Raw genomic sequence first — 18,958 nt, forward strand, 5'->3', positions numbered from 1 at the left:
GTACCGACCCTGTTTTTGGGGAGAGGAGGAGGCTTTTTGGCAATTCCCGAGCGGTTTTTGGATGAAGTCATCGCCCGCACGGACCTGGTTGACTTGGTGTCCGAGTCGGTCCGGCTGACCAAAAAGGGGAGCAGCTATTGGGGCTGTTGTCCCTTCCACAGCGAAAAGACCCCCTCCTTCCATGTGGTGCCAGACCGGCAGATCTACAAGTGCTTCGGCTGCGGAAAGGGAGGCGGCGCCATCAACTTTGTGATGGAGCTGGAGAACCTCTCCTTCCGGGAGGCGGTGGAGGTGCTGGCCAAGCGGGCCGGGATGCAGATGCCCGAGACAATGGGGCCGTCTGCCGATGCCCGGCAGCGGCGGGAAAAGCTGCTGGAGCTCAACCGCCAGGCGGCCAGGGCCTTTCACGGCTGGCTCTATACCCCGGAGGGGGCCCAGGGGCTGGTCTACCTGCAAAAGCGTGGGCTTTCCAAGGCCACCCTCACCCGGTTCGGGCTGGGCTTTGCTCCAAACAGCTGGGACGCCCTTATCCGGGAAATGAACAAGCAGGGCTATGACAAGCGGGACCTGCTGGACGCGGGGCTGGCGGTCAACAACAAGGACGGCCGGATCTACGACCGCTTCCGCAACCGGGTGATGTTTCCCATCATCGACGTGCGGGGCAATGTGATTGGCTTCGGAGGACGGGTGATGGATGATTCCACGCCCAAGTACCTCAACTCACCGGATACTCCGGTGTATAATAAGAGCCGAAACGTCTTTGCCCTGAATATTGCCAAAAAATCCAAGGCAGAGCGGGTCATCCTGACTGAGGGGTATATGGACACCATTTCCCTTCACCAGGCGGGCTTTGACAGTGCGGTGGCCTCCCTGGGGACCGCACTGACCGAGGAGCATGCCCAGCTCCTCTCCCGCTACTTCAAGCAGGCCATCATCTCCTACGACGGTGACGGAGCCGGCGTGGCGGCGGCCCAGCGGGCCATCCCCATTCTGGAAAAGGCGGGCCTGAAGGTGCGGGTGCTGCGGGTGACGGGGGCCAAGGACCCGGACGAGTTTATCAAGCGCTACGGCCGGGATGCCTTTGCACGGCTGCTGGACAAGAGTGAAAACCAGGTGGACTACCGCCTGGACCAGCTGCGGCAGAAATTTAACCTGGAGGATGATGCCCAGAAGGTGGCTTTTCTCCAGGAGGCGGCCCAGATGTTGGCTGGGCTCCACAGCGCGGTGGAGCGGGAGATCTACGGCGGCCATGCGGCACAGACGGCGGGGGTCTCCCCGGAGACCATGGCCCAGGAGATTAATCGGGCGCTGAAAATCCGCCTGCGTAAAGAGAAGAAGCAGCAGGAGCGGCGGGACCTTTCACCCGCCAGCCAGCTGCAGCCCAGGTCCAGGGGCCTGCGCTACGAGAATATCCGATCCGCCCGGGCGGAGGAGGGCGTTTTGCGGCTGCTCCTTCTGGACCCCGGACTTTTGAGGGATACCCAGGGACTGACCGGGGCGGAATTTTCCTCACCTCTGCTGGGCAGGGCCTATGACCTGCTGAAAGCCCGGGCAGAGGAGGGGCTGTCCCTCCAGCTAGCCGTGCTGGCGGAGGACCTCACCAGCGAGGAGATGGACCACCTGGCACAGGTGGTTTCCCAGCCGGAATCGGCAGCCAACGCCCAGCAGGCCATGGCGGACTACATAGCCGTCATCCGCCGGGAAGCTCTCCTGCGCAGCGGCCAGGGGAGCGGGGATGACCTGCTGCTTGCCGCACAGAGACGATACCAAGAGAAGAAAGCATATATGGAGGAAAAACCATGAGCACGACAAAGAAAACCGGAGTTGTACACACCATCACCGCCGAGCAGAAGGAGAAAATGGACAAGCAGGCGGAGATGCAGGCCCGGATGGAGACGGGTAAGGTCGAGATTATGAAGGTCGTCGAGGGCGTGGCCGGCGCGGAGAAGCTGGCTGAGCTCATTGAGCGGGGGAAGAAGAAGGGCAACCTCTCTTCCACCGAGCTGCTGGACGTGCTGGAGGACATGGACCTGGGCGCCGAGCAGATGGACAAGATCTACGATACCCTGGAGAACCTGGGCATTGATACCGTGGGAGAGGACTATATCCCCGAGCTTCCCGACGACGCGGAGCCCCCGCTGGAGGCCATGGAGGAGATTGCGGAGGAGGAGATCGTGGATCCCAACTCCATGGTGGACTCCTTCGGCACCGACGACCCGGTGCGTATGTACCTCAAGGAGATCGGCAAGGTGAATCTGCTCTCCTCCGACGAGGAGATTCAGCTGGCCCAGGACATGGTCTCCGGCAGCGCGGCCAAGGAGCAGCTGGAGGAGATGGAGAAGTCTGGGGAGGAGATTCCCGACGAGGTGCGCGCCGAACTGAACAAGGCTATCAAGCGGGGTGAGCGGGCCAAGCAGCGCCTGGCCGAGGCCAACCTGCGTCTGGTGGTGTCCATTGCCAAGCGGTATGTGGGCCGCGGCATGCAGTTCCTGGACCTCATCCAGGAGGGCAACCTGGGCCTCATCAAGGCCGTGGAGAAGTTTGACTACACCAAGGGCTATAAGTTCTCCACTTACGCCACCTGGTGGATCCGTCAGGCCATCACCCGCGCCATCGCCGACCAGGCCCGTACCATCCGTATCCCCGTGCACATGGTGGAGACCATCAACAAGGTCATCCGGGTCTCCCGGCAGCTGCTGCAGGAGCTGGGCCACGATCCCACGCCGGAGGAGATTGCCGCCGAGATGTCCATGCCGGTGGAGCGGGTGCGGGAGATCCTGAAGATCGCCCAGGAGCCCGTCTCCCTGGAGACCCCCATCGGCGAGGAGGAGGACAGCCATCTGGGCGACTTCATCCCCGACGAGGACGCCTCTGAGCCCGCGGAGGCTGCCTCCTTCACCCTGCTGAAGGAGCAGCTGGTGGAGGTGCTGTCCACCCTGACGCCCCGGGAGGAGAAGGTGCTCAAGCTGCGCTTCGGCATTGAGGATGGCCGTACCCGTACGCTGGAGGAGGTTGGCAAGGAGTTCAACGTCACCCGTGAGCGTATCCGCCAGATCGAGGCCAAGGCGCTTCGCAAGCTGCGTCACCCCAGCCGGAGCAAGAAGCTGAAGGACTTCTTGAACTAAAACTGATCTCTTAGCCCAGCGTTTCCGGGGCCGCAGGAGCCCGGTGGAAAGAAGAAATGTGAGGGCTTTTTAAGCGGAAGTTAAGGCCCAGGACAGCTTCTTGGAAGCTGGTTGTCCCGGGGCGGAAACGCCGGAAACAGTCAAAGCGTAAAAAATGGAAAAACCCTATTGACAGCCAGAGGGATTCTGCATATAGTAAGGAAAGAAGTCTACTACACCACAAGCAAAAGGAGCAGCGAGGTATGATCTTTGAGAAACTGAAAGAGCTCATCGCGGAGCAATTCAACGTGGATGAGGATTCCATCACCATGGAGACCTCCTTTACCGATGACCTGAATGCCGATTCTGTGGATATCGTGGACCTGTCCATGGCTTTGGAAGAGGAATTCGATATCGACGAGCTGAGCGAGGAAGAGGCGTCCTCCATTTCCACGGTGGGCGACCTGGTCCGGTTCCTTCAGAATAAAATTGACTAATCACACGCAAAGCTCCGCCTATGGCGGAGCTTTGCCTTGCCTGAGGAGATACGGATGAAGACATTGGAGAGCAAGCTGGGCTATACGTTTACGAATATTGCCCTGTTGGAAAATGCTCTGACCCACAGCTCCTGCGCCAACGAGAGCCAGGGAAAGCTGCAGAGCAACGAACGGCTGGAGTTTCTGGGTGACTCTATTCTGGGCATGGTGGTGGCGGATCACCTTTACCGCAATCACCCCGACCTGCCCGAGGGAGAGCTGACCCGCACCCGGGCCGCCCTGGTCTGTGAGGAGAGCCTGGTGGAGGTGGCCCGGGAGCTGAACCTGGGAGAGTACCTGCGCCTTGGTAAGGGCGAGGAGGCTGGCGGAGGCCGGAACCGTCCCTCTATCCGGGCTGACGCGGTGGAAGCGGTGCTGGCGGCAGTCTACCTGGACGGCGGCATCGGATCCGCCCGGAAAATTATCCAGAAGTATATCCTCAGCCGGGAGGTAGCCGGGCTGACCAAGCCCCGGGACTACAAGACGGCGCTGCAGGAGCTGGTTCAGCGGGAGAGCGGACAGGTATTGGGCTACCGGCTCACCGGAGAGTCCGGACCCGACCACGACAAGCGCTTTTTCGTGGAAGTGGACCTGAACGGCAAAGCGGTAGGAAATGGCTCTGGCCGGAGCAAAAAAGAGGCGGAGCAGATGGCGGCCAAGGCGGCCATCGATCTCCTTCAGAGTAAATCCTGAATAGGAAGCCCCGTCCGCTGCGGTGCAGCGGGCGGGGCTTTTGTTTGAAGATTGGGGATATCGCAGAAGAAACGGGCGCGGACCATTGGTCCGCGCCCGTTCTGTATTTCCGGAATAAGAAAAATCGGTCACTCACGGGGGAGAATTCCGAGGGCCAGCTTCAACTCCAGAATCCGCAGAACGGACTCGTCAATGCGCTGGGGCGTAATCACACCCTCTTCCACCGCCTGTAAGACCGCCGGGATTTGCACCTGATAGTCGGTGACACACAGCAGGTCGTTGCCCGCCTGCACCGCCAGGACGGCGGACTGCTCCGTTCCGGCGAAGTCCTTAGCCCCGGCCATGTCCAGGTCGTCAGTGATGATGACGCCCTGGAAGCCCAGCTCCTCCCGCAGAATTGCGTGTACCTTGGGGGAGAGGGAGGCGGGAAGCTGGCTGTCCATGGAGGAGACAATGTTGTGGCTCACCAGCACCATGCTGGCGCCCGCCTCAATGCCGGCCTGAAAGGGCAGAAAATCCGACTGCACAAAGGCCTCGTAGGGCCGGTCATCCCGGGCGATGGCGGAGTGGGTGTCCTGACTGCCGCCGTAGCCGGGGAAGTGTTTCAGCACACTGCCCATCCCCTGAGCGGACATCTCTTCCACTACGGTCCGGACATATTGGGCGGTCGACTCCCCATCCAGGCCCAGGGTGCGGGAATAGATGTAGTCCTCCGGATTCTGAGACACGTCGCATACGGGCGCAAAATTCACGTTGATGCCAAGGGAATGCAGCAGGGCGCACTTTTCGGCGGTATCTGCCTGGACAGCAGGGAGACCGCCCTGCTGCCACAGCTCCTGTGGGGAGGGGAAGGGCTCGTCCCGGAAGGCGGGGAACTTGCTGATGCGTACCACGCTGCCCCCCTCCTCATCCACCCCGATGAACAGGGGAATGGAGGCCGCCTGCTGGCAGTCGGCCACTTCCTGGGCCACCTCCTCCGGCGTCCGGTCCTGAATGTCTCGGGTGAAGAGCAGGTAGCCGCCCAGCGCGTAGTCGGCGGCATCCTGGGGGGCATCTTCCTTGGGCCGCCGGGCAAAGAACATCTGGCCCACCTTTTCCTCCAGGGTCATGGTGTCCAGGTATGCCTGGGCCAGTTCACGGAGCGTGGGGGGCTGTTCCTCCTGGGCCTCCTCCGGCGGCGGAGCCTCCACTGCCACAAAGAGGGCCTGCTCCGGCTGTGCGTCGGCGAGGTCACCGAAATAGGTAACAGCAACCAAGCTGCCGATGAGAATGCCCTGGGAATTGCCCACCACCGGGGTGCCCATCCGGTCAAAGGAGTGCATCTGCCCGGCCTCGTCCCGGACCAGAAGGGAGTTCATCGTCCCATCCGCCACCATGCCCCGCAGGGTGCCCAGAGGCCGGGGAGAGGTTGGCCGGACGAGGTCCGCAGAGGGGGGAGCCTCCGGAGGAGGCGCGGGGGAAAACAGGTGCGCCGCAGCCAGACCAATGGCCAGGACCAGAAGAAGAGGCAGAAGAAGCCAAAAAATGCGGCGGGAACCCACAGTTTGGGCGGGGTGCAGCTTTGGCATGAAATTCAGCCTCCTCTCGGACGGGTTTGTTCACTGAAAGCATAGCATAAGAGAGCCCCCGGGGCAACAAAAACAGCGGAAATCCGCCTCCTGGTATCAGGAGACGGATTTCCGCCGGAATGGAATGGAAGGAGTAAGCAGTTTTAGACCTCGAACATCAGATCGCCGTAGGTATGAACCGGCCAGATGTCCTTGTCCACCAGCAGCTCCAGTTCATCCACGGGATGACGCAGGGCGGCCATCGCGGGGACGACGCGGGTGTGGTAGGCCATGGCCATAGCGGCCACATCGGTCATGGAATCCACCTGGGGCAGAAGGGCCTTCAGCTCATCCAGAGCCTTGTAAGCGCTGGAAAGGAGGGCACTGCAGCGGCCCAGCAGGTCCTTCTGCACGGAGATGTCGGCCTCAGGTGCGGCAGAGGCCACAGCGGAGACGGACTGTCCCAGGCGAGTGATGTAGTGAATGGCGGCGGGGATGTAGTGCTTGCCGGCCATGTGGATCATGGTCTGAGCCTCAATTTTCAGCACCTTGGCATAGGTCTCATACATGATCTCCGCGCGGGACTCCAGCTCGGACTTGGTGTAGATTCCGAACTTGGTGAACAGGGCCTCCGCCTTCTGGGTGGTGAGAGCGGGAATGGCGTCCACCATGGAGGGCAGGTTGGGCAGCCCGCGGCGGGCGGCCTCCGCCACCCATTCCTCGGAGTAGCCGTTGCCATTGAAGACAATGCGCTGATGCTCCACCATGGTGTCGTGGATGAGCTTGGTGCAGGCAGCGTTGAAATCGTCCGCCTTCTCCAGCTCATCGGCAGCCTCGCAGAAGGCTTCGGCCACAATGGCGTTGAGGGTGGTGTTGGCATCGGCGATGGAGTCAGAGGAGCCCACCATACGGAACTCAAACTTGTTGCCGGTGAAGGCGAAGGGAGAGGTGCGGTTGCGGTCGGTGGCGTCCTTCTTGATGACGGGGACAGTGGACACGCCGGTGTCCAGCTTGCTGGCGGCCAGCAGCTTGACGGAGTCGGCGTTGGAGATGATCTGGCTGACCACGTTGTCCAGCTGGTCGCCCAGGAAGATGGAGATGATGGCGGGCGGCGCCTCCTGGGCACCCAGACGGTGCTCGTTGCCGGCGTTGGAGGCGGAGCAGCGCAGCAGGTCGGCGTGCTTATCCACCGCCTTCATGATGCAGGAGAGGACCAGCAGGAACTGGAGATTTTCGTTGGGCGTATCGCCGGGATCCAGCAGATTCTCGCCGTTGTCGGTGCCCAGGGACCAGTTGTTGTGCTTGCCCGAGCCGTTGACGCCGGCGTAGGGCTTCTCGTGGAGCAGGCACACCAGCCCGTGGCGGGTGGCCACCCGCTTCATGGTCTCCATGGTCAGCTGGTTCTGATCCACGGCCAGGTTGCACTTGGTGTAAATGGGGGCCAGCTCGTGCTGGGCGGGAGCCACCTCGTTGTGCTGGGTGGTGGCGGGGATGCCCAGCTTCCACAGCTCCTCATTGAGGTCGGACATGAAGGCGCCCACTCGCTCCCGGATGACACCGAAGTACTGATCGTCCAGCTCCTGGCCCTTGGGGGCGGGGGCGCCGAACAGGGTGCGGCCGGTGTAGATGAGGTCGCGGCGCTTCAGATACTTCTCACGGTCCACCAGGAAGTACTCCTGCTCCGGACCCACCAGAGGGGTAACCTTCTTGGACTCGGTATTGCCGAACAGGCGGAGAATACGCAGGGCCTGGATGTTGATGGCCTCCATGGAGCGCAGCAGAGGGGTTTTCTTGTCCAGCGCCTCGCCGTTGTAGGAGACGAAGATGGTGGGGATGCACAGGATGGTGCCGCAGGACATCTCCTTCACGAAGGCGGGAGAGGTCATGTCCCAGGCGGTGTAGCCCCGGGCGTAGTGGGTGGAGCGCAGGCCGCCGGAGGGGAAGGAGGAGGCGTCCGGCTCACCCATGATAAGCTGCTTGCCGGTGAGCTGCAGCAGGGTCTTGCTGTCGTCGGGGGCGGTGAGGAAGGAGTCGTGCTTTTCGGCGGTGATGCCGGTGAGAGGCTGGAACCAGTGGGTGTAGTGGGTGGCGCCCTTTTCCACCGCCCAGTCCTTCATGGCATTGGCCACGATGTCGGCGGTGGCCATGGTGATGTTGCCGCCGTGCTCCATCACGTCCACCACTTCGGCGTAGGCCTTTTTGGGCAGGCGCTCCCGCATTACTGACATGCTGAATACGTTGGTGCCAAAGATCTCAGTGATATTGACGCTCATGAATTCCTTCAACCCTTTCCAAGAATTTCCGGCTTCGGTGGTCATATAAAAAAGGAGACAACGATGCCCGTCGACATCATTGTCTCACTCAAGCCAGCCGATTGCCGTGCCCAGCGGGCAGGAAAATCTTCTTGTCATTACGATACTCCATTTAAAGGAATTTTGCAAGAATCAATTCTGACGAAAGTGGTCGGAGCCAGCGCCAAAAAATGTGGAACATCTCCACAAGGGGGCGAGGATGCCTGGAGAAGCGGGGGGCAGCAGAGAAAATTCTTGACAGAACTCCGGGAAAAATGCAATACTGAATCATCCTAAAAAAGCGGCCGCAGGCCCCGAAAACCGGACGGGGAAGACGGGACAAAGAAAAGGGGTGTACTTTACCATGGGCTATACCAAGGAGGACATCATCCGCATGGTGGAGGAGGAGGACATTGAATTTATCCGCATGCAGTTTGTGGATATTTTCGGTCAGCTGAAAAACGTGGCGATCACCGCCTCCCAGATTGAGAAGGCGGTCAACAACCAGATTATGTTTGACGGATCCTCCATCGAGGGCTTCACCCGGGTCAACGAGTCGGACCAGTGCCTCTATCCCGACCTGGACAGCTTCTGTGTCTTTCCCTGGCGTTCGTCCCAGGGCAAGGTGGCAAGGCTGATCTGCGACGTATATAACCCGGACGGCACCCCCTTTGTGGGAGATCCCCGGGGTGTGCTGCGCCGGGTGCTGAAGCGCTGCCATGACATGGGCTTTGACACCTTCAACATCGGCCCGGAGCTGGAGTTCTTCCTCTTCGAGACCGACGCCCAGGGCCGGGCCACCACCCACACCAGGGACGAGGCGGGCTATTTTGACCTTGGTCCCCTGGACCACGGGGACTCCACCCGCCGGGAGATCTGCATGAATCTGGAGGCCATGGGCTTTGAGATTGAGGCCAGCCACCACGAGGGGGCGGTGGGCCAGCACGAGATCGACTTCCGCTATGTGGACGCCCTGGACGGCGCGGACAAGATTATGACCATGCGCCTGGCCATCAAGACCCTGGCCCAGAGAAACGGCCTCCACGCCACCTTCATGCCCAAGCCGGTGTACGGGGTGGCGGGGTCGGGTATGCACCTGAACATGTCCCTGTTCCGGGACGGGAAAAACGCCTTTGCCGATGAGGGTGGGGAAAAGGGGCTGTCCTCCGTGGCCTACTCTTTTATCGCCGGGCTTCTGGAGCATGTGGACGGCTTCACCGCCGTCACCAATCCGCTGGTCAACTCCTACAAGCGCCTGAGCGCGGGTTACGAGGCCCCCCGGTACAAGGCCTGGTCGGCCTCCAACCGCTCGACCCTCATCCGGATTCCCGCCATCCGCGGACACGCCACCCGGGTGGAGCTGCGCAGCCCCGATCCCTCCTGTAACCCCTATCTTGCCGTGGCGGTCTGTCTGGCAGCGGGCCTGGATGGCATTGCCCGGAACCTGACGCCGCCCCCGGACATCTCCGATAACCTCTACGACCTGGATGACGGCGCCCTGACCGCCCGGAACATCGGCGCGCTGCCCGAGACTTTGAAGGACGCGCTGGACGCCATGGAGCGGGACGAGCTGGTGATGGACGTGCTGGGCCAGCATGTGGCGGAGCACTATATCCGCGGCAAGCGGAAGGAGTGGCGGGAGTACCAGTCCCGGGTGTCTAACTGGGAGCTGGAAAAGTATCTGGTCACCTACTGATCGTCAAAAATAGGGCAGAGAGGAGGGGAGAACGGTGGATACCATCATTGTGGCCTTTGAGCACGAAGCCATGAGCCAGCGCTTCAGCGCTCTGATGGAGCAGGAGCGGGTGGCTCGGTGCCTGATCTGCCGCTCAGGGGACCAGGTGCGGCGCCTGCTGGACAAGCAGCAAACCTACTGCGTGGTCTGTTCTCCCCGTCTCACTGACGGCCCGGCGGAGTGGCTCTATCAGGATCTCCCTCCCACGTGCGCTCTGCTGCTGGTGGGGCCTCAGCATGTGCTGGATGCCTGCAGCAGCGACGATGTGTTCAAGCTGGCCACCCCCATTCGCCGGGAGGAAGCGGTTTCCACCGTGCGTCTGCTGATCCAGTTCGGGCACCGGGTAGAGCGCCTGCTCCATTCCCGCCGCAGCACATCGGAGCAGGAGCTTGTGGAGCGGGCCAAGAACCTGCTGATGGAGCGGAAGGGGCTGAGCGAGGAGGAGGCCCACCGGCTGATTCAGAAACGAAGCATGGATACGGGGGCGCGTCTGGTTCAGACGGCCCGGCGAATCCTTCGGGAATATGAGCGGCCCTGAGGAAAAGGCATGCGCGTGCAGTTGGAGCGCATAGTCTTACATGGGCGAAGAAAACGGCGGACCGCCGCGGGCTTTGAGGCCTGCGGCGGTCCGTTTTGCAGAAAAGAGGCGAAAGGCTGCCTCTGCGCCCGGAAAGGGGCTATGGTATGCGCTTTACCAAAATGGAGGGGCTGGGCAACGACTATATTTATCTCAACTGCCTGGAAAAATGTCCGGACGACTTGCCCGGGCTGGCCGTGCGTCTGTCGGACCGGCATTTCGGCGTGGGGGCGGACGGCCTTATCTGTATCAGACCCGGCCGGACCGGGGACTTCACCATGGAGATGTATAATGCCGACGGTTCCCGGGGCGCCATGTGCGGCAACGGAATCCGGTGCGTGGGCAAATATGTCTATGACAAGGGGCTGACCCGGAAGCGGTGCCTGACCATCGACACCGACGCGGGCCCACGCCGGTTGGAGCTGACCATCTCCGCGGGGCGGGCCGTGTGGATTTGGGTGGATATGGGAGACGCAACGGTGGGAGATGAGCTGGAGCTGGAGGCCGGAGGGGAACCAGTTCGGGTCATTCCGGTGGATGTGGGCAACCCCCACGGCGTCGTGTTCTGTCCCGATGCAGGGCGGGTGGAGCTGGAGCGGCTGGGTCCGCTGCTGGAGTGTCATCCTGCGCTGCCCGGCCGCATCAACGTGGAATTTGTCTCGGTGGAGGATGCCCATACCCTGCGGGTGCGGGTGTGGGAGCGGGGCAGCGGCATCACACTGGCCTGTGGGACGGGGGCCTGCGCGGCTTTTGCGGCAGCCTGGAGCTATGGCCTGTGTGAGAGCCGGGTCCGCGTCCGCCTGCCGGGCGGGGAATTGATGCTGGAGCGGGAAGCGGGTACCCTGTACCTGAGCGGTCCGGCCCGTACCGTTTTTGAGGGAGAGACAGAACCCAGTTGAACCATAAAACAGCCGAGCTGAGCCTCACCGGACGGTGAGGCTCAGCTCGGCTATGGGCGCTGCAGGGTTACCAATCCCGCAGACAGACATTCAGATCTACCCGGCCCTCAATGCCATCCACAGAGCCGTTGCTGCTGTACTGCCACATGTCATAGTGGTACTGGAAACTGGTGGGCTTCCAGTCGGTGGTGTAGTGGGCCAGCCAGAAGGGATAGTCGGTGAGCTGGGAGAGCTGCAGGTCTTTTCCCACCTTGGAGGGACTGCCGTAGGTCATGGGGGTGTAGCCGGCATCCGCGATGATGCTGCAGAACTCCTGAGCGCAGGCAGTAATGACATCACCGGTGGTGTCCTTGGTGCGGGAGTTGGATTGACTGACCCGTTCCCAGTCAAAGACCACGGGATATGTAATGTCGTAATCCTCAATCCAGGCCAGGGTCTGGAGAGCCTCTTCCCGGGCCTCCTCCACACTGGTGGCCTGGGAGAAGAAGTAGATTCCCACATCCAGACCCACACGAAGAGCCTCGTTGATATTGTATTCGTAGTAGATATCCTCGTAGATGCTTCCCACTGTGTAGCCGCGATAGCCGGCCCGAATCATGACAAAGTCCACGCCGGTGGCCGCAACCTTGTCCCAGTCAATGAGGTTCTGGTGGGCGGAGACGTCAATGCCCACATAGCTGGGGGCATCATCCCCCTGGTAGGTCAGAAAACCGTTTTCCACCACGAAGGCATCGCTGTCATAGGTGTTGGGAAGGAGTGGGGAGGAGGGATTGTCCGGCTGCTCCGGTTCCGGATCGGGATCTGGCTCAGGCTGTTCCGCAGTCTGCTGATCGTAGTTGGTCAGGATAACCGCAGCCTGGGCGCGGGTTGCCAGGCCGGCGGGGGCAAACAGATTGCCCTCAATTCCGCTGACCAGGCCGTTGGAGCTGGCCCAGCTGACGGCGGTGTCTGCCCAGAGGGAGATGGCGTCCTCATCGGAGAAGGCGGAGGCGGATTCTGTCTCGGGGCTGCCGGAGTAGCGCCAGAGCATGGTGACCAGCTGTTCCCGGGTCACGGAGTCGTTGGGACCGAATTCCTCCTCACTGTAGCCGCTGGCAATTCCTTCCGATCTGGCCCAGTAGATGCCATTTGCGTACCAGGTATCCTGGGGGACGTCGGAGAACTGGGCGTCCAGAGCGCTGTCACTCAGAGCGGGTGAGCCAGCCACCCGGTACAGAACGGTGACCAGCATACCCCGGGTCATGGGGAGGTTGGGGGAGAAGGTGCCGCTGCCTGTTCCGCTCATCAAGCCCTGGGCCTGAACATAGTAGACGGATTGGGCATACCAGGCATCCATGGGAACGTCCAGAAAAGAGGAGTCCGTCTCCGCGGCAAAGGCGGGGACAAGACAGAGAGCGGCGGTCAGCAGGAGAGCGGGGAGACGGCGAAGGAGGCGTGCGTGTTTGATCATTGGAAATCCTTTCTTTTTTCTTGGCGGGGGTTGCTACTGCATCTTCGGGGCAAAATCGGCGCCTGCAGCGGCTTGAAGACCGGTTTGGAGGGAAGCCGCAGCAGAACGGGCCGAGGACAAGTATAAAAAAGCCGTCGTGAACGGTGACGTTCACGACGGCATGGCGCAGCGGGAGGGATTCGAACCCTCGTGGGATTGCTCCCAAACTGATTTCGAGTCAGCCCCGTTATGACCACTTCGATACCGCTGCATATTATTTGCGCAAGAGGCGAGGTTCGCCGCCCGCATCTCCTCCGCCCGGGAAGCGCCTAAAATAAAGAATACCAGACAATCCCCTGAAAATCAAGATTTGTCCGCAAGATTTCCGTATTTTCTTTTAGAAAGGCGAAAGACGTCCCATAGATATGTGACAAGGTTACGGTGAGGGGTGCATCGGTATGGTAGGATGGATACCACAACAATGCCGGGAGGAATTGGAATGGAAGAAACGCGGAGAAGACGCCTTGGAGCGTATGTAAATGAGACCGACTGTGTGGCCTGTGGGTGCTGCGTCAAGGTCTGTCCCCTGGGAGCTATCGGGATTTTCAGAGGCATTGCGGCCCGGGTGGACCGGACGAAATGCGTGGGGTGTGGCCGGTGTGTGCGGGAGTGTCCCGCTTCGGTCATTGAATTGAGGGAGGCGGAACGATGAAAAAGCACTGGTATGATTATTTGTGGATTGCGTCTGTACTGTATCTCACGCTGGGCTTTTTCAACATCCTGTTTGCCTGGCTGGGCCTTTTGTGCTTCTTTATCCCCCTGATCATCGCAGTGGTGGGAGGAAATAAAGCGTACTGCAACCGATACTGCGGTCGTGGACAGTTGTTTTCTCTCCTGGGAGGACGGTTCGGGCTGTCCCGGAAGCGGGATATTCCCCGGTGGATGAAGCAGAAGTGGTTCCGCTACGGGTTTTTAGTGTTCTTTTTCGCCATGTTTTTTCAGATGCTGTGGGTTACCTGGCTGGTGTTTGCCGGAGCCAGAGAGCTGGGTGGGGCGGTGACTCTGCTGTGGACTTTTAAGCTGCCCTGGACTTGGGCCGTCCCGACCTCCGTCACACCGTGGGTGGCTCAGTTTGCCCTGGGATTTTACAGCGTGATGCTTACCTCCACCGTGCTGGGCCTGCTGGTGATGGTGCTGTTCAAGCCCCGGTCCTGGTGCGTGTTCTGTCCCATGGGCACCATGACGCAGCTCATCTGCAAGGCGAAGAACATGGGAACCAAGTAAGCGAGAGCAGCGGGCTTACTGGCCGCTGAGCCGAGCCAGGCGGTCCCTGTCCGTCAGCTCCACAGCTCCCCGGGAGAGATTGACCATCCCTTCGCTCTGGAAGTAGCGGAGCATGCGGGTGACCACCTCCCGGGCGGTGCCCAGGTGATTGGCGATTTTTTCGTGGGTCAGGCGGAGTACGTCGGACTGCTCCAGGTCGCTCTCCTCCAGAAGGAAACCGGCCAGGCGCTGGTCAAAGCTCTTCCACATGATTTGCTCCATGAGCCACATCACGTCGGAAAAACGGCTGCTGATGAGCTCGTTGGTATAGTTGGCCACGGGGGCGGACTCCTCCATAAGGGCCTTATAGACATCCGGAGGGATGACCCAGAAACGGGAGTCCTTTTCCGCCTGAATGGTGACGTCAAACTGGATACTGGACATCATGCAGGAGGAGGAAAAAAGGCACATATCCCGCTCAAACAGGCGGTAGAGGGTAATCTCCCGGCCCTCCGGAGAGAGAATATAGGCCCGAAGCTGGCCTGACTCAATGACAAGCAGGCCCAGACAGTCGGCCGAGCCGTTATGTACCACCGTACCTGCCTTGACCTGGCGGCTGACTGCCGCAGCGGAGAGCCGTTCCTGCTGGGCGGAGGTCAGTTTGTTCCAAAAGGGGATGTAGTCTGCAAAAGCCATGTTCAGCCGCTCCCTTCAAGGTGTAGATCTGCGTACAGTTGAGTATAGAATGATTTTGGCACCCTGTCAATTTCAGCTTGTCGATGGTGGATAAAAGAAGGAGCCTCTTGCTGGGGGCAATTGTCGGGAAGCCGAGAATGTGGTACAATATGGCAAACGGATACAGGAGAATTGAGATTATGACGCGACTGTTGTTTGTCTGCCACGGCAATATCTGCCGTTCTCCGATGGCAGAATTTGTAATGAAGGATCTGGTGCGTAAAGCGGGTCTGGAGGACCAGTTTTATATTGCCTCTGCTGCCACCAGTACGGAGGAGATCGGAAATCCGGTTTATCCGCCTGCCCGGCGGGAACTGGCCAAGCACGAGATTGCCTGCCAGGGAAAACGGGCTGTTCAGCTGAAGCGGGCAGATTATGCTGCCTATGACTTGCTGCTGGGAATGGACCGCTGGAATCTTCGAAATATGGAGCGGATGCTGGGGGGAGACCCGGACGGTAAGCTTCATCTGCTGATGGAGTTTTCCAAACGGCCTGGGGAGGAGATTGCCGATCCCTGGTACACGGGAGATTTTGAGCGTACCTATCAGGACGTGTCGGAGAGCTGTCAGGGACTTCTGGTGCACTTGACGCAGAGGCAAAGCGGAAAGAAATAGTTTGATTTTTGAACGGCCATTCTGATTCGATACCCATATGGTACGTTAGAAACATAAAGGAGGAATTGGGATGAAGAACCGAATTGTTACCATCAGCCGGGAATTTGGCAGCGGAGGGAGAACCATCGGAAAGATGGTAGCCGAGCGCTTGAACATTCCCTGTTACGATCAGGAACTGGTGGAAAAAATTGCGGAGCAGAGCGGCTTCACCAAGGAATTTATCCAGGAAAAAGGGGAATATACCGCTCACGGGAACTGGTTTTTCAACGCCTTTTCTGACCGAAGTGCAAAGGGAATGTCCACCCAGGACTATTTGTGGACTGTGCAGAGAAAAACTATCCTGGAGCTGGCGGAGCAGGGGCCGTGTGTCATTGTGGGCCGTTGTGCGGACTATATTTTGAAGGATGCCGCCGACTGCCTGAAGGTTTTCATCCATGCGGATCTGGACAAGCGGGCGGAGCGCATTGTCCGACTCTACGGAGAGACAGAGGAAGCGCCTCTGAAGCGGCTGAAGGACAAGGACAAGCGCCGGGCCGCTTATTACAGATTTTATACGGACTGTGAGTGGGGCGACGTACGCAACTGTCACCTGGCGCTGGACAGCGGAGCACTGGGGATCGAGACCTGCGTGGATCTGATTGTAAAGGTGTACTGAGCCGTCCCAAACCGGTATTCCCGGCCCTTTGAGGGGTTACCGTGAGGTGTCGTGCAAAAATAATCAAGCGGATCCTGTTGGGATGAACCGGGCGGGATAGACAAGAAAGACACGGCTGCGGCCGTGTCTTTCTTTGTTGTTCCGAGACCATGAGCAGACGGCTACAGCAGAACCTTTTCCAGTGGGGCGTCATGGTGGGGAGAGGTATCCGAATTTAATCAAAAATGGCCTGAGAAATATCCAGAGGCTGACTGCAGCGGTTATCAATGTCAACACCGTTCTGGGAGAAATGGGAACCCTGGAAATTCATAGTTACATCGGTGGGAACCCGCTCCAGCAGCACCGCCGTGCCGTTTTTCAGGAAGGTGTTGTCGTTAAACATGGAGTGGCTCACATACTCCCCGTCGCTGTTAAAATGGAAGCCAATCCCGTTGCCTGTAAATTGGCAGGCAATCACATTAATCCACGAGGAGCCATAGCCCAGCACGCCGGTTTTCCAGCCGGTGAAGGAGCAGTTCTCTGCCCAGAACCGGGCGGAGGCAGAGATACCAATCTCCTCTCCGGAGCCTTCAAAGTTCAGGTCATAAAAATAGATGATAGGTCCATCCTGGGCGGTCACCCGGACGGTATCCGTAAAGGTGGTGCGCTGATCACCCTCCTGAGAGCCGTAGAGGTTGATGGGGCGTCCCTCGATGGTGAGCTCACCCTGGTAGGTGACCGGCGGAAGGTGGAGATTTACCACCGTGGGCATGGGCACCTCTTCCGAAATTTGGTCCACCAGAGCCTGCAGCTGCTCCACAGTGTCCATAGGGTAGTCCTCATAGTGATAGTCATAGGTCTCAATGGGAGTCACCGTAATTTTTTGCCGCAGTTTGATGGTATCGCCGTTGTTCATGTGAAGGGTCCACAGCAGCTCTGCCGAATCACTTCGGCCGGTGTAATCCAGGAGAGAAACCAGGGCGGCTTCCGGAGCACCTTCCAGGTATTCAGGCTGTGAGCAGACCATGGGACTGGAACTGTCCTCCGGTTGGATAAATTGAGTGGTCACGGAATCCACTTTCTGGAGGAATATCTGCCCGGCGTTGGCCCCGGTATCCGCGTGGTTGATAAACAGGCGGGAAGGCATCCGATATTGTTCTTCCACCTCCCCTTGCGTGGTGACTTCTCCTTCCGGCGTAAACCGGTTGTTGCTGCAGGCCACCAGGATCTGATAGGTTCCATCCTCGTCGGTATACATGACCTCTCCAAAATTATCATAGGTTCTGGGCTGAAGATAGAAAAAAATCCCCAGGGCCACTGCCGCGATTGCAGCCGCGGCCCCGCCAAAATATAGAATTTTTTTCCAGAACCGGAAAGGGACCTGGACCTTTTTGGGAGATATAAGGCTCTGGGCGCAGTGGGGGCAGAAGGATGCCTGCGGAGGGAGCTCAGCTCCGCAGTGAGGGCAGGCTTGTTTTAAAGCATCGTTCATGTTAGAGCGCCTCCATCAGACGAAGTACATTTTTGTATCGATGCCGGGGATTGACCCGGGTACACCGCTCCACCACCCAGCCCAGCCGGCCCTCGGCCAGCTTTTGAGAGGGGTGCTGTCCGGTGAGCATGACGTTGATCAGAATGCCCATAGAGTAGATATCAGTGCGCACATCCGACTGGGACAGACCGTACTGCTCCGGCGCGGCGAACCCGGCGGTACCCAGAATCTGGGTGTCTCCCTCCGCCTCCGGCTTATGGATCCGTGCGGCGTCAAAGTCAATGAGAACCGCGTCATGTCCGCGCAGGATGATGTTTTCCGGTTTGATGTCCCGGTGGACGGCACCCAGACTGTGCAGGACCCAGAGGCCGCGGCAGACCTGAGTTGCAATCTGTTTGGTCTCCGCCGGGGAAAAAAGAGCGTCCTGCAGCAGGAACCCCAGCGTATCCCCCTGGATGAATTCCTCCAGGACCAGGCAGTTCTCCCCCTCCTGAACTGCCTCAAACACAGTGGGCAGATTGGGATGGCGGTAGGAGAGCAGTTTTTGATAGACTTCGCCGTTTCCGGTGAATTGCCGCAGGACAAACTGCTGCCCCGTGGCCTTGTGCCGGATCAGGCGGATGGTTCCTCTGGGGCTTTCTTTCATCAGACGGATGGTTTCATATTCTTCCTGCAAGACATGAAGCAGCCAGGCGTAAATGATAATCCCTCCAAATTCACAATACTATGCAGTCAGCATATTGTAACTGCATACAAAAAACGCTAAACTTAATATAAATGATTTCGACCAGGAAGTAAAGAGGCGGTACTGATGAAAGAAACACCTACAGATAATCTGAACACGGAATTGATGAGTCCATCTCCTTTGGACTCCTATCTGAAAAAACATTCCAATGACTTTTTGAGTGCAGGTATCGTGGAACTGCTGGAGCGGTTTTACGAGGGCAAGCAAATCAGCAAGGCGGAACTTGCCCGGCGGGCCGGCATCAGCGAGGTTTATCTCCATCAGGTCTTTTCCGGGCGCAGAACGCCTTCCAGAGATCGCCTGCTTTGTCTGTGTGTGGGCATGGGAGTGGAGCTGGAAGAGGCGCAGACTTTGCTGAAACGGGCAGGCTATGCCCAGATGTATGCGAAGTTTAAACGAGATACCATTATTATGTATGGGATTGCGCACAAGCTCGATCTGAGTGAGATCAACGACAAGCTGTTTACAGAAAACGAGAGGACTTTGCTGTGACAAAACGGTCCGGCAAAATCGGCAGCGCTGGGAGGCTGCTGAGCATATGCAGAAGGAAATGAAAAACCGGGGCGGCACTGTAGTGCCGCCCCGGTTTTATGCGTGTTCTTAAGATGGAAAAATTTGCGTTCACGAGAAGAGCAAAAGGTTGCTGAACATACTTACCGAAAAG

Annotated in this window: 20 protein-coding genes, 1 tRNA gene and 1 pseudogene; 13 read left to right on the top strand and 9 right to left on the bottom strand. The window is 59.1% G+C overall.

Annotated elements, in window-relative coordinates; translation table 11 throughout:
- Window positions 1-36: 36 nt before the first annotated feature.
- The 4 genes from dnaG to rnc all read left to right on the top strand — a co-directional run bounded on the left by dnaG (window position 37) and on the right by rnc (window position 4,333).
- A complete protein-coding gene (dnaG, locus tag AC3YUO_RS09550) occupies window positions 37-1,803 on the top strand; it encodes a DNA primase (protein ID WP_489962806.1) in 1,767 nt (588 codons plus the stop codon).
- A gap of 110 nt (window positions 1,804-1,913) precedes the next feature.
- Entirely contained in the window at window positions 1,914-3,125 is a 1,212-nt protein-coding gene (gene rpoD / locus AC3YUO_RS09555; protein WP_489962824.1) for an RNA polymerase sigma factor RpoD, read from the top strand.
- 242 nt (window positions 3,126-3,367) lie between these two features.
- On the top strand, window positions 3,368-3,601 hold the full coding sequence (gene acpP / locus AC3YUO_RS09560; protein WP_118641238.1) for an acyl carrier protein: 234 nt from the start codon (window positions 3,368-3,370) through the stop codon (window positions 3,599-3,601).
- Window positions 3,602-3,655: 54 nt separating this feature from the next.
- Entirely contained in the window at window positions 3,656-4,333 is a 678-nt protein-coding gene (gene rnc, locus AC3YUO_RS09565; RefSeq protein WP_489962807.1) for a ribonuclease III, read from the top strand.
- 128 nt (window positions 4,334-4,461) lie between these two features.
- Here rnc and AC3YUO_RS09570 read toward each other — a convergent pair whose 3' ends face one another.
- Both AC3YUO_RS09570 and AC3YUO_RS09575 read right to left on the bottom strand, forming a co-directional pair.
- Window positions 4,462-5,901 carry a glycoside hydrolase family 3 N-terminal domain-containing protein gene (locus AC3YUO_RS09570; protein WP_489962808.1) on the bottom strand — a complete coding sequence of 480 codons (1,440 nt, stop codon included), beginning with the start codon at window positions 5,899-5,901 and terminating at the stop codon, window positions 4,462-4,464.
- Between the two features lie 143 nt (window positions 5,902-6,044).
- Entirely contained in the window at window positions 6,045-8,153 is a 2,109-nt protein-coding gene (locus tag AC3YUO_RS09575) for a glutamine synthetase III family protein (RefSeq protein WP_489962809.1), read from the bottom strand.
- Window positions 8,154-8,216: 63 nt separating this feature from the next.
- On the opposite strand from AC3YUO_RS09575, the gene AC3YUO_RS09580 reads away from it, so the two are divergent.
- The 4 genes from AC3YUO_RS09580 to dapF all read left to right on the top strand — a co-directional run bounded on the left by AC3YUO_RS09580 (window position 8,217) and on the right by dapF (window position 11,382).
- Complete coding sequence (locus tag AC3YUO_RS09580) at window positions 8,217-8,468, top strand: hypothetical protein (protein ID WP_489962810.1); 252 nt, start codon at window positions 8,217-8,219, stop codon at window positions 8,466-8,468.
- A gap of 67 nt (window positions 8,469-8,535) precedes the next feature.
- Window positions 8,536-9,867, top strand: a complete 1,332-nt coding sequence (gene glnA, locus AC3YUO_RS09585) for a type I glutamate--ammonia ligase (RefSeq protein ID WP_489962825.1) — start codon at window positions 8,536-8,538, stop codon at window positions 9,865-9,867.
- Window positions 9,868-9,901: 34 nt separating this feature from the next.
- Window positions 9,902-10,444, top strand: coding sequence for an ANTAR domain-containing response regulator (locus AC3YUO_RS09590; RefSeq protein WP_489962811.1), 543 nt, complete (start codon window positions 9,902-9,904; stop codon window positions 10,442-10,444).
- A gap of 146 nt (window positions 10,445-10,590) precedes the next feature.
- Entirely contained in the window at window positions 10,591-11,382 is a 792-nt protein-coding gene (gene dapF / locus AC3YUO_RS09595) for a diaminopimelate epimerase (protein ID WP_489962812.1), read from the top strand.
- Window positions 11,383-11,449: 67 nt separating this feature from the next.
- Here dapF and AC3YUO_RS09600 read toward each other — a convergent pair whose 3' ends face one another.
- The gene (locus tag AC3YUO_RS09600; RefSeq protein ID WP_489962813.1) at window positions 11,450-12,832 is read right to left on the bottom strand and encodes an S-layer homology domain-containing protein; all 1,383 of its coding nucleotides are present in this window, start codon (window positions 12,830-12,832) and stop codon (window positions 11,450-11,452) included.
- 161 nt (window positions 12,833-12,993) lie between these two features.
- Window positions 12,994-13,082: transfer RNA gene (locus tag AC3YUO_RS09605), tRNA-Ser, on the bottom strand.
- A gap of 228 nt (window positions 13,083-13,310) precedes the next feature.
- On the opposite strand from AC3YUO_RS09605, the gene AC3YUO_RS09610 reads away from it, so the two are divergent.
- Both AC3YUO_RS09610 and AC3YUO_RS09615 read left to right on the top strand, forming a co-directional pair.
- On the top strand, window positions 13,311-13,523 hold the full coding sequence (locus tag AC3YUO_RS09610; RefSeq protein ID WP_489962814.1) for a 4Fe-4S binding protein: 213 nt from the start codon (window positions 13,311-13,313) through the stop codon (window positions 13,521-13,523).
- Window positions 13,520-14,095 carry a 4Fe-4S binding protein gene (locus AC3YUO_RS09615; RefSeq protein ID WP_489962815.1) on the top strand — a complete coding sequence of 192 codons (576 nt, stop codon included), beginning with the start codon at window positions 13,520-13,522 and terminating at the stop codon, window positions 14,093-14,095. The genes AC3YUO_RS09610 and AC3YUO_RS09615 overlap by 4 nt, the downstream gene beginning before the upstream one ends.
- A 15-nt stretch (window positions 14,096-14,110) precedes the next feature.
- Here the strand turns inward: AC3YUO_RS09615 and AC3YUO_RS09620 are convergent, their stop codons facing one another.
- Window positions 14,111-14,770: a Crp/Fnr family transcriptional regulator gene (locus AC3YUO_RS09620; protein ID WP_489962816.1), complete on the bottom strand. Its 660-nt coding sequence runs from the start codon at window positions 14,768-14,770 to the stop codon at window positions 14,111-14,113.
- Window positions 14,771-14,949: 179 nt separating this feature from the next.
- Between AC3YUO_RS09620 and AC3YUO_RS09625 the strand changes: the two genes are divergently transcribed.
- Together AC3YUO_RS09625 and AC3YUO_RS09630 are read left to right on the top strand one after the other, a co-directional pair.
- Window positions 14,950-15,423 (top strand): low molecular weight protein-tyrosine-phosphatase, encoded by a 474-nt coding sequence (locus AC3YUO_RS09625; protein ID WP_489962817.1) that lies wholly within the window; start codon window positions 14,950-14,952, stop codon window positions 15,421-15,423.
- A gap of 70 nt (window positions 15,424-15,493) precedes the next feature.
- The gene (locus AC3YUO_RS09630; RefSeq protein ID WP_489962818.1) at window positions 15,494-16,078 is read left to right on the top strand and encodes a cytidylate kinase-like family protein; all 585 of its coding nucleotides are present in this window, start codon (window positions 15,494-15,496) and stop codon (window positions 16,076-16,078) included.
- A 214-nt stretch (window positions 16,079-16,292) separates the two neighbouring features.
- Here AC3YUO_RS09630 and AC3YUO_RS09635 read toward each other — a convergent pair whose 3' ends face one another.
- The 3 genes and pseudogenes from AC3YUO_RS09635 to AC3YUO_RS09645 form a co-directional block, all read right to left on the bottom strand.
- A complete protein-coding gene (locus AC3YUO_RS09635; RefSeq protein WP_489962826.1) occupies window positions 16,293-17,315 on the bottom strand; it encodes a right-handed parallel beta-helix repeat-containing protein in 1,023 nt (340 codons plus the stop codon).
- A gap of 153 nt (window positions 17,316-17,468) precedes the next feature.
- Window positions 17,469-17,549 (bottom strand): annotated as a pseudogene (locus tag AC3YUO_RS09640) (DUF7575 domain-containing protein); the annotation flags it as partial.
- 1 nt (window position 17,550) lies between these two features.
- Window positions 17,551-18,195: a serine/threonine-protein kinase gene (locus tag AC3YUO_RS09645; protein ID WP_489962819.1), complete on the bottom strand. Its 645-nt coding sequence runs from the start codon at window positions 18,193-18,195 to the stop codon at window positions 17,551-17,553.
- Window positions 18,196-18,360: 165 nt separating this feature from the next.
- Here AC3YUO_RS09645 and AC3YUO_RS09650 point away from each other — a divergent pair, with 165 nt between their 5' ends.
- Window positions 18,361-18,786: a helix-turn-helix domain-containing protein gene (locus tag AC3YUO_RS09650; RefSeq protein WP_489962820.1), complete on the top strand. Its 426-nt coding sequence runs from the start codon at window positions 18,361-18,363 to the stop codon at window positions 18,784-18,786.
- On the opposite strand, the gene AC3YUO_RS09655 is transcribed toward AC3YUO_RS09650, so the two are convergent.
- Window positions 18,758-18,958, bottom strand: a 201-nt coding sequence (locus AC3YUO_RS09655; protein WP_489962821.1) for a hypothetical protein, incomplete at its 5' end; no start/stop codon positions are given. The genes AC3YUO_RS09650 and AC3YUO_RS09655 overlap by 29 nt on opposite strands.

Source organism: Pseudoflavonifractor sp. HNCC25GI2 (assembly GCF_058136395.1).

Coding starts and splice junctions, on each gene's coding strand:
- rpoD (WP_489962824.1), top strand. CDS start 1,914: ATGAAGGTCGTCGAGGGCGTGGCCGGCGCGGAGAAGCTGGCTGAGCTC.
- acpP (WP_118641238.1), top strand. CDS start 3,368: ATGATCTTTGAGAAACTGAAAGAGCTCATCGCGGAGCAATTCAACGTG.
- rnc (WP_489962807.1), top strand. CDS start 3,656: ATGAAGACATTGGAGAGCAAGCTGGGCTATACGTTTACGAATATTGCC.
- AC3YUO_RS09570 (WP_489962808.1), bottom strand. CDS start 5,901: ATGCCAAAGCTGCACCCCGCCCAAACTGTGGGTTCCCGCCGCATTTTT.
- AC3YUO_RS09575 (WP_489962809.1), bottom strand. CDS start 8,153: ATGAGCGTCAATATCACTGAGATCTTTGGCACCAACGTATTCAGCATG.
- AC3YUO_RS09580 (WP_489962810.1), top strand. CDS start 8,217: ATGCCCGTCGACATCATTGTCTCACTCAAGCCAGCCGATTGCCGTGCC.
- glnA (WP_489962825.1), top strand. CDS start 8,536: ATGGGCTATACCAAGGAGGACATCATCCGCATGGTGGAGGAGGAGGAC.
- dapF (WP_489962812.1), top strand. CDS start 10,591: ATGCGCTTTACCAAAATGGAGGGGCTGGGCAACGACTATATTTATCTC.
- AC3YUO_RS09600 (WP_489962813.1), bottom strand. CDS start 12,832: ATGATCAAACACGCACGCCTCCTTCGCCGTCTCCCCGCTCTCCTGCTG.
- AC3YUO_RS09610 (WP_489962814.1), top strand. CDS start 13,311: ATGGAAGAAACGCGGAGAAGACGCCTTGGAGCGTATGTAAATGAGACC.
- AC3YUO_RS09615 (WP_489962815.1), top strand. CDS start 13,520: ATGAAAAAGCACTGGTATGATTATTTGTGGATTGCGTCTGTACTGTAT.
- AC3YUO_RS09620 (WP_489962816.1), bottom strand. CDS start 14,770: ATGGCTTTTGCAGACTACATCCCCTTTTGGAACAAACTGACCTCCGCC.
- AC3YUO_RS09625 (WP_489962817.1), top strand. CDS start 14,950: ATGACGCGACTGTTGTTTGTCTGCCACGGCAATATCTGCCGTTCTCCG.
- AC3YUO_RS09630 (WP_489962818.1), top strand. CDS start 15,494: ATGAAGAACCGAATTGTTACCATCAGCCGGGAATTTGGCAGCGGAGGG.
- AC3YUO_RS09635 (WP_489962826.1), bottom strand. CDS start 17,315: ATGTATACCGACGAGGATGGAACCTATCAGATCCTGGTGGCCTGCAGC.
- AC3YUO_RS09645 (WP_489962819.1), bottom strand. CDS start 18,195: ATGAAAGAAAGCCCCAGAGGAACCATCCGCCTGATCCGGCACAAGGCC.
- AC3YUO_RS09650 (WP_489962820.1), top strand. CDS start 18,361: ATGAAAGAAACACCTACAGATAATCTGAACACGGAATTGATGAGTCCA.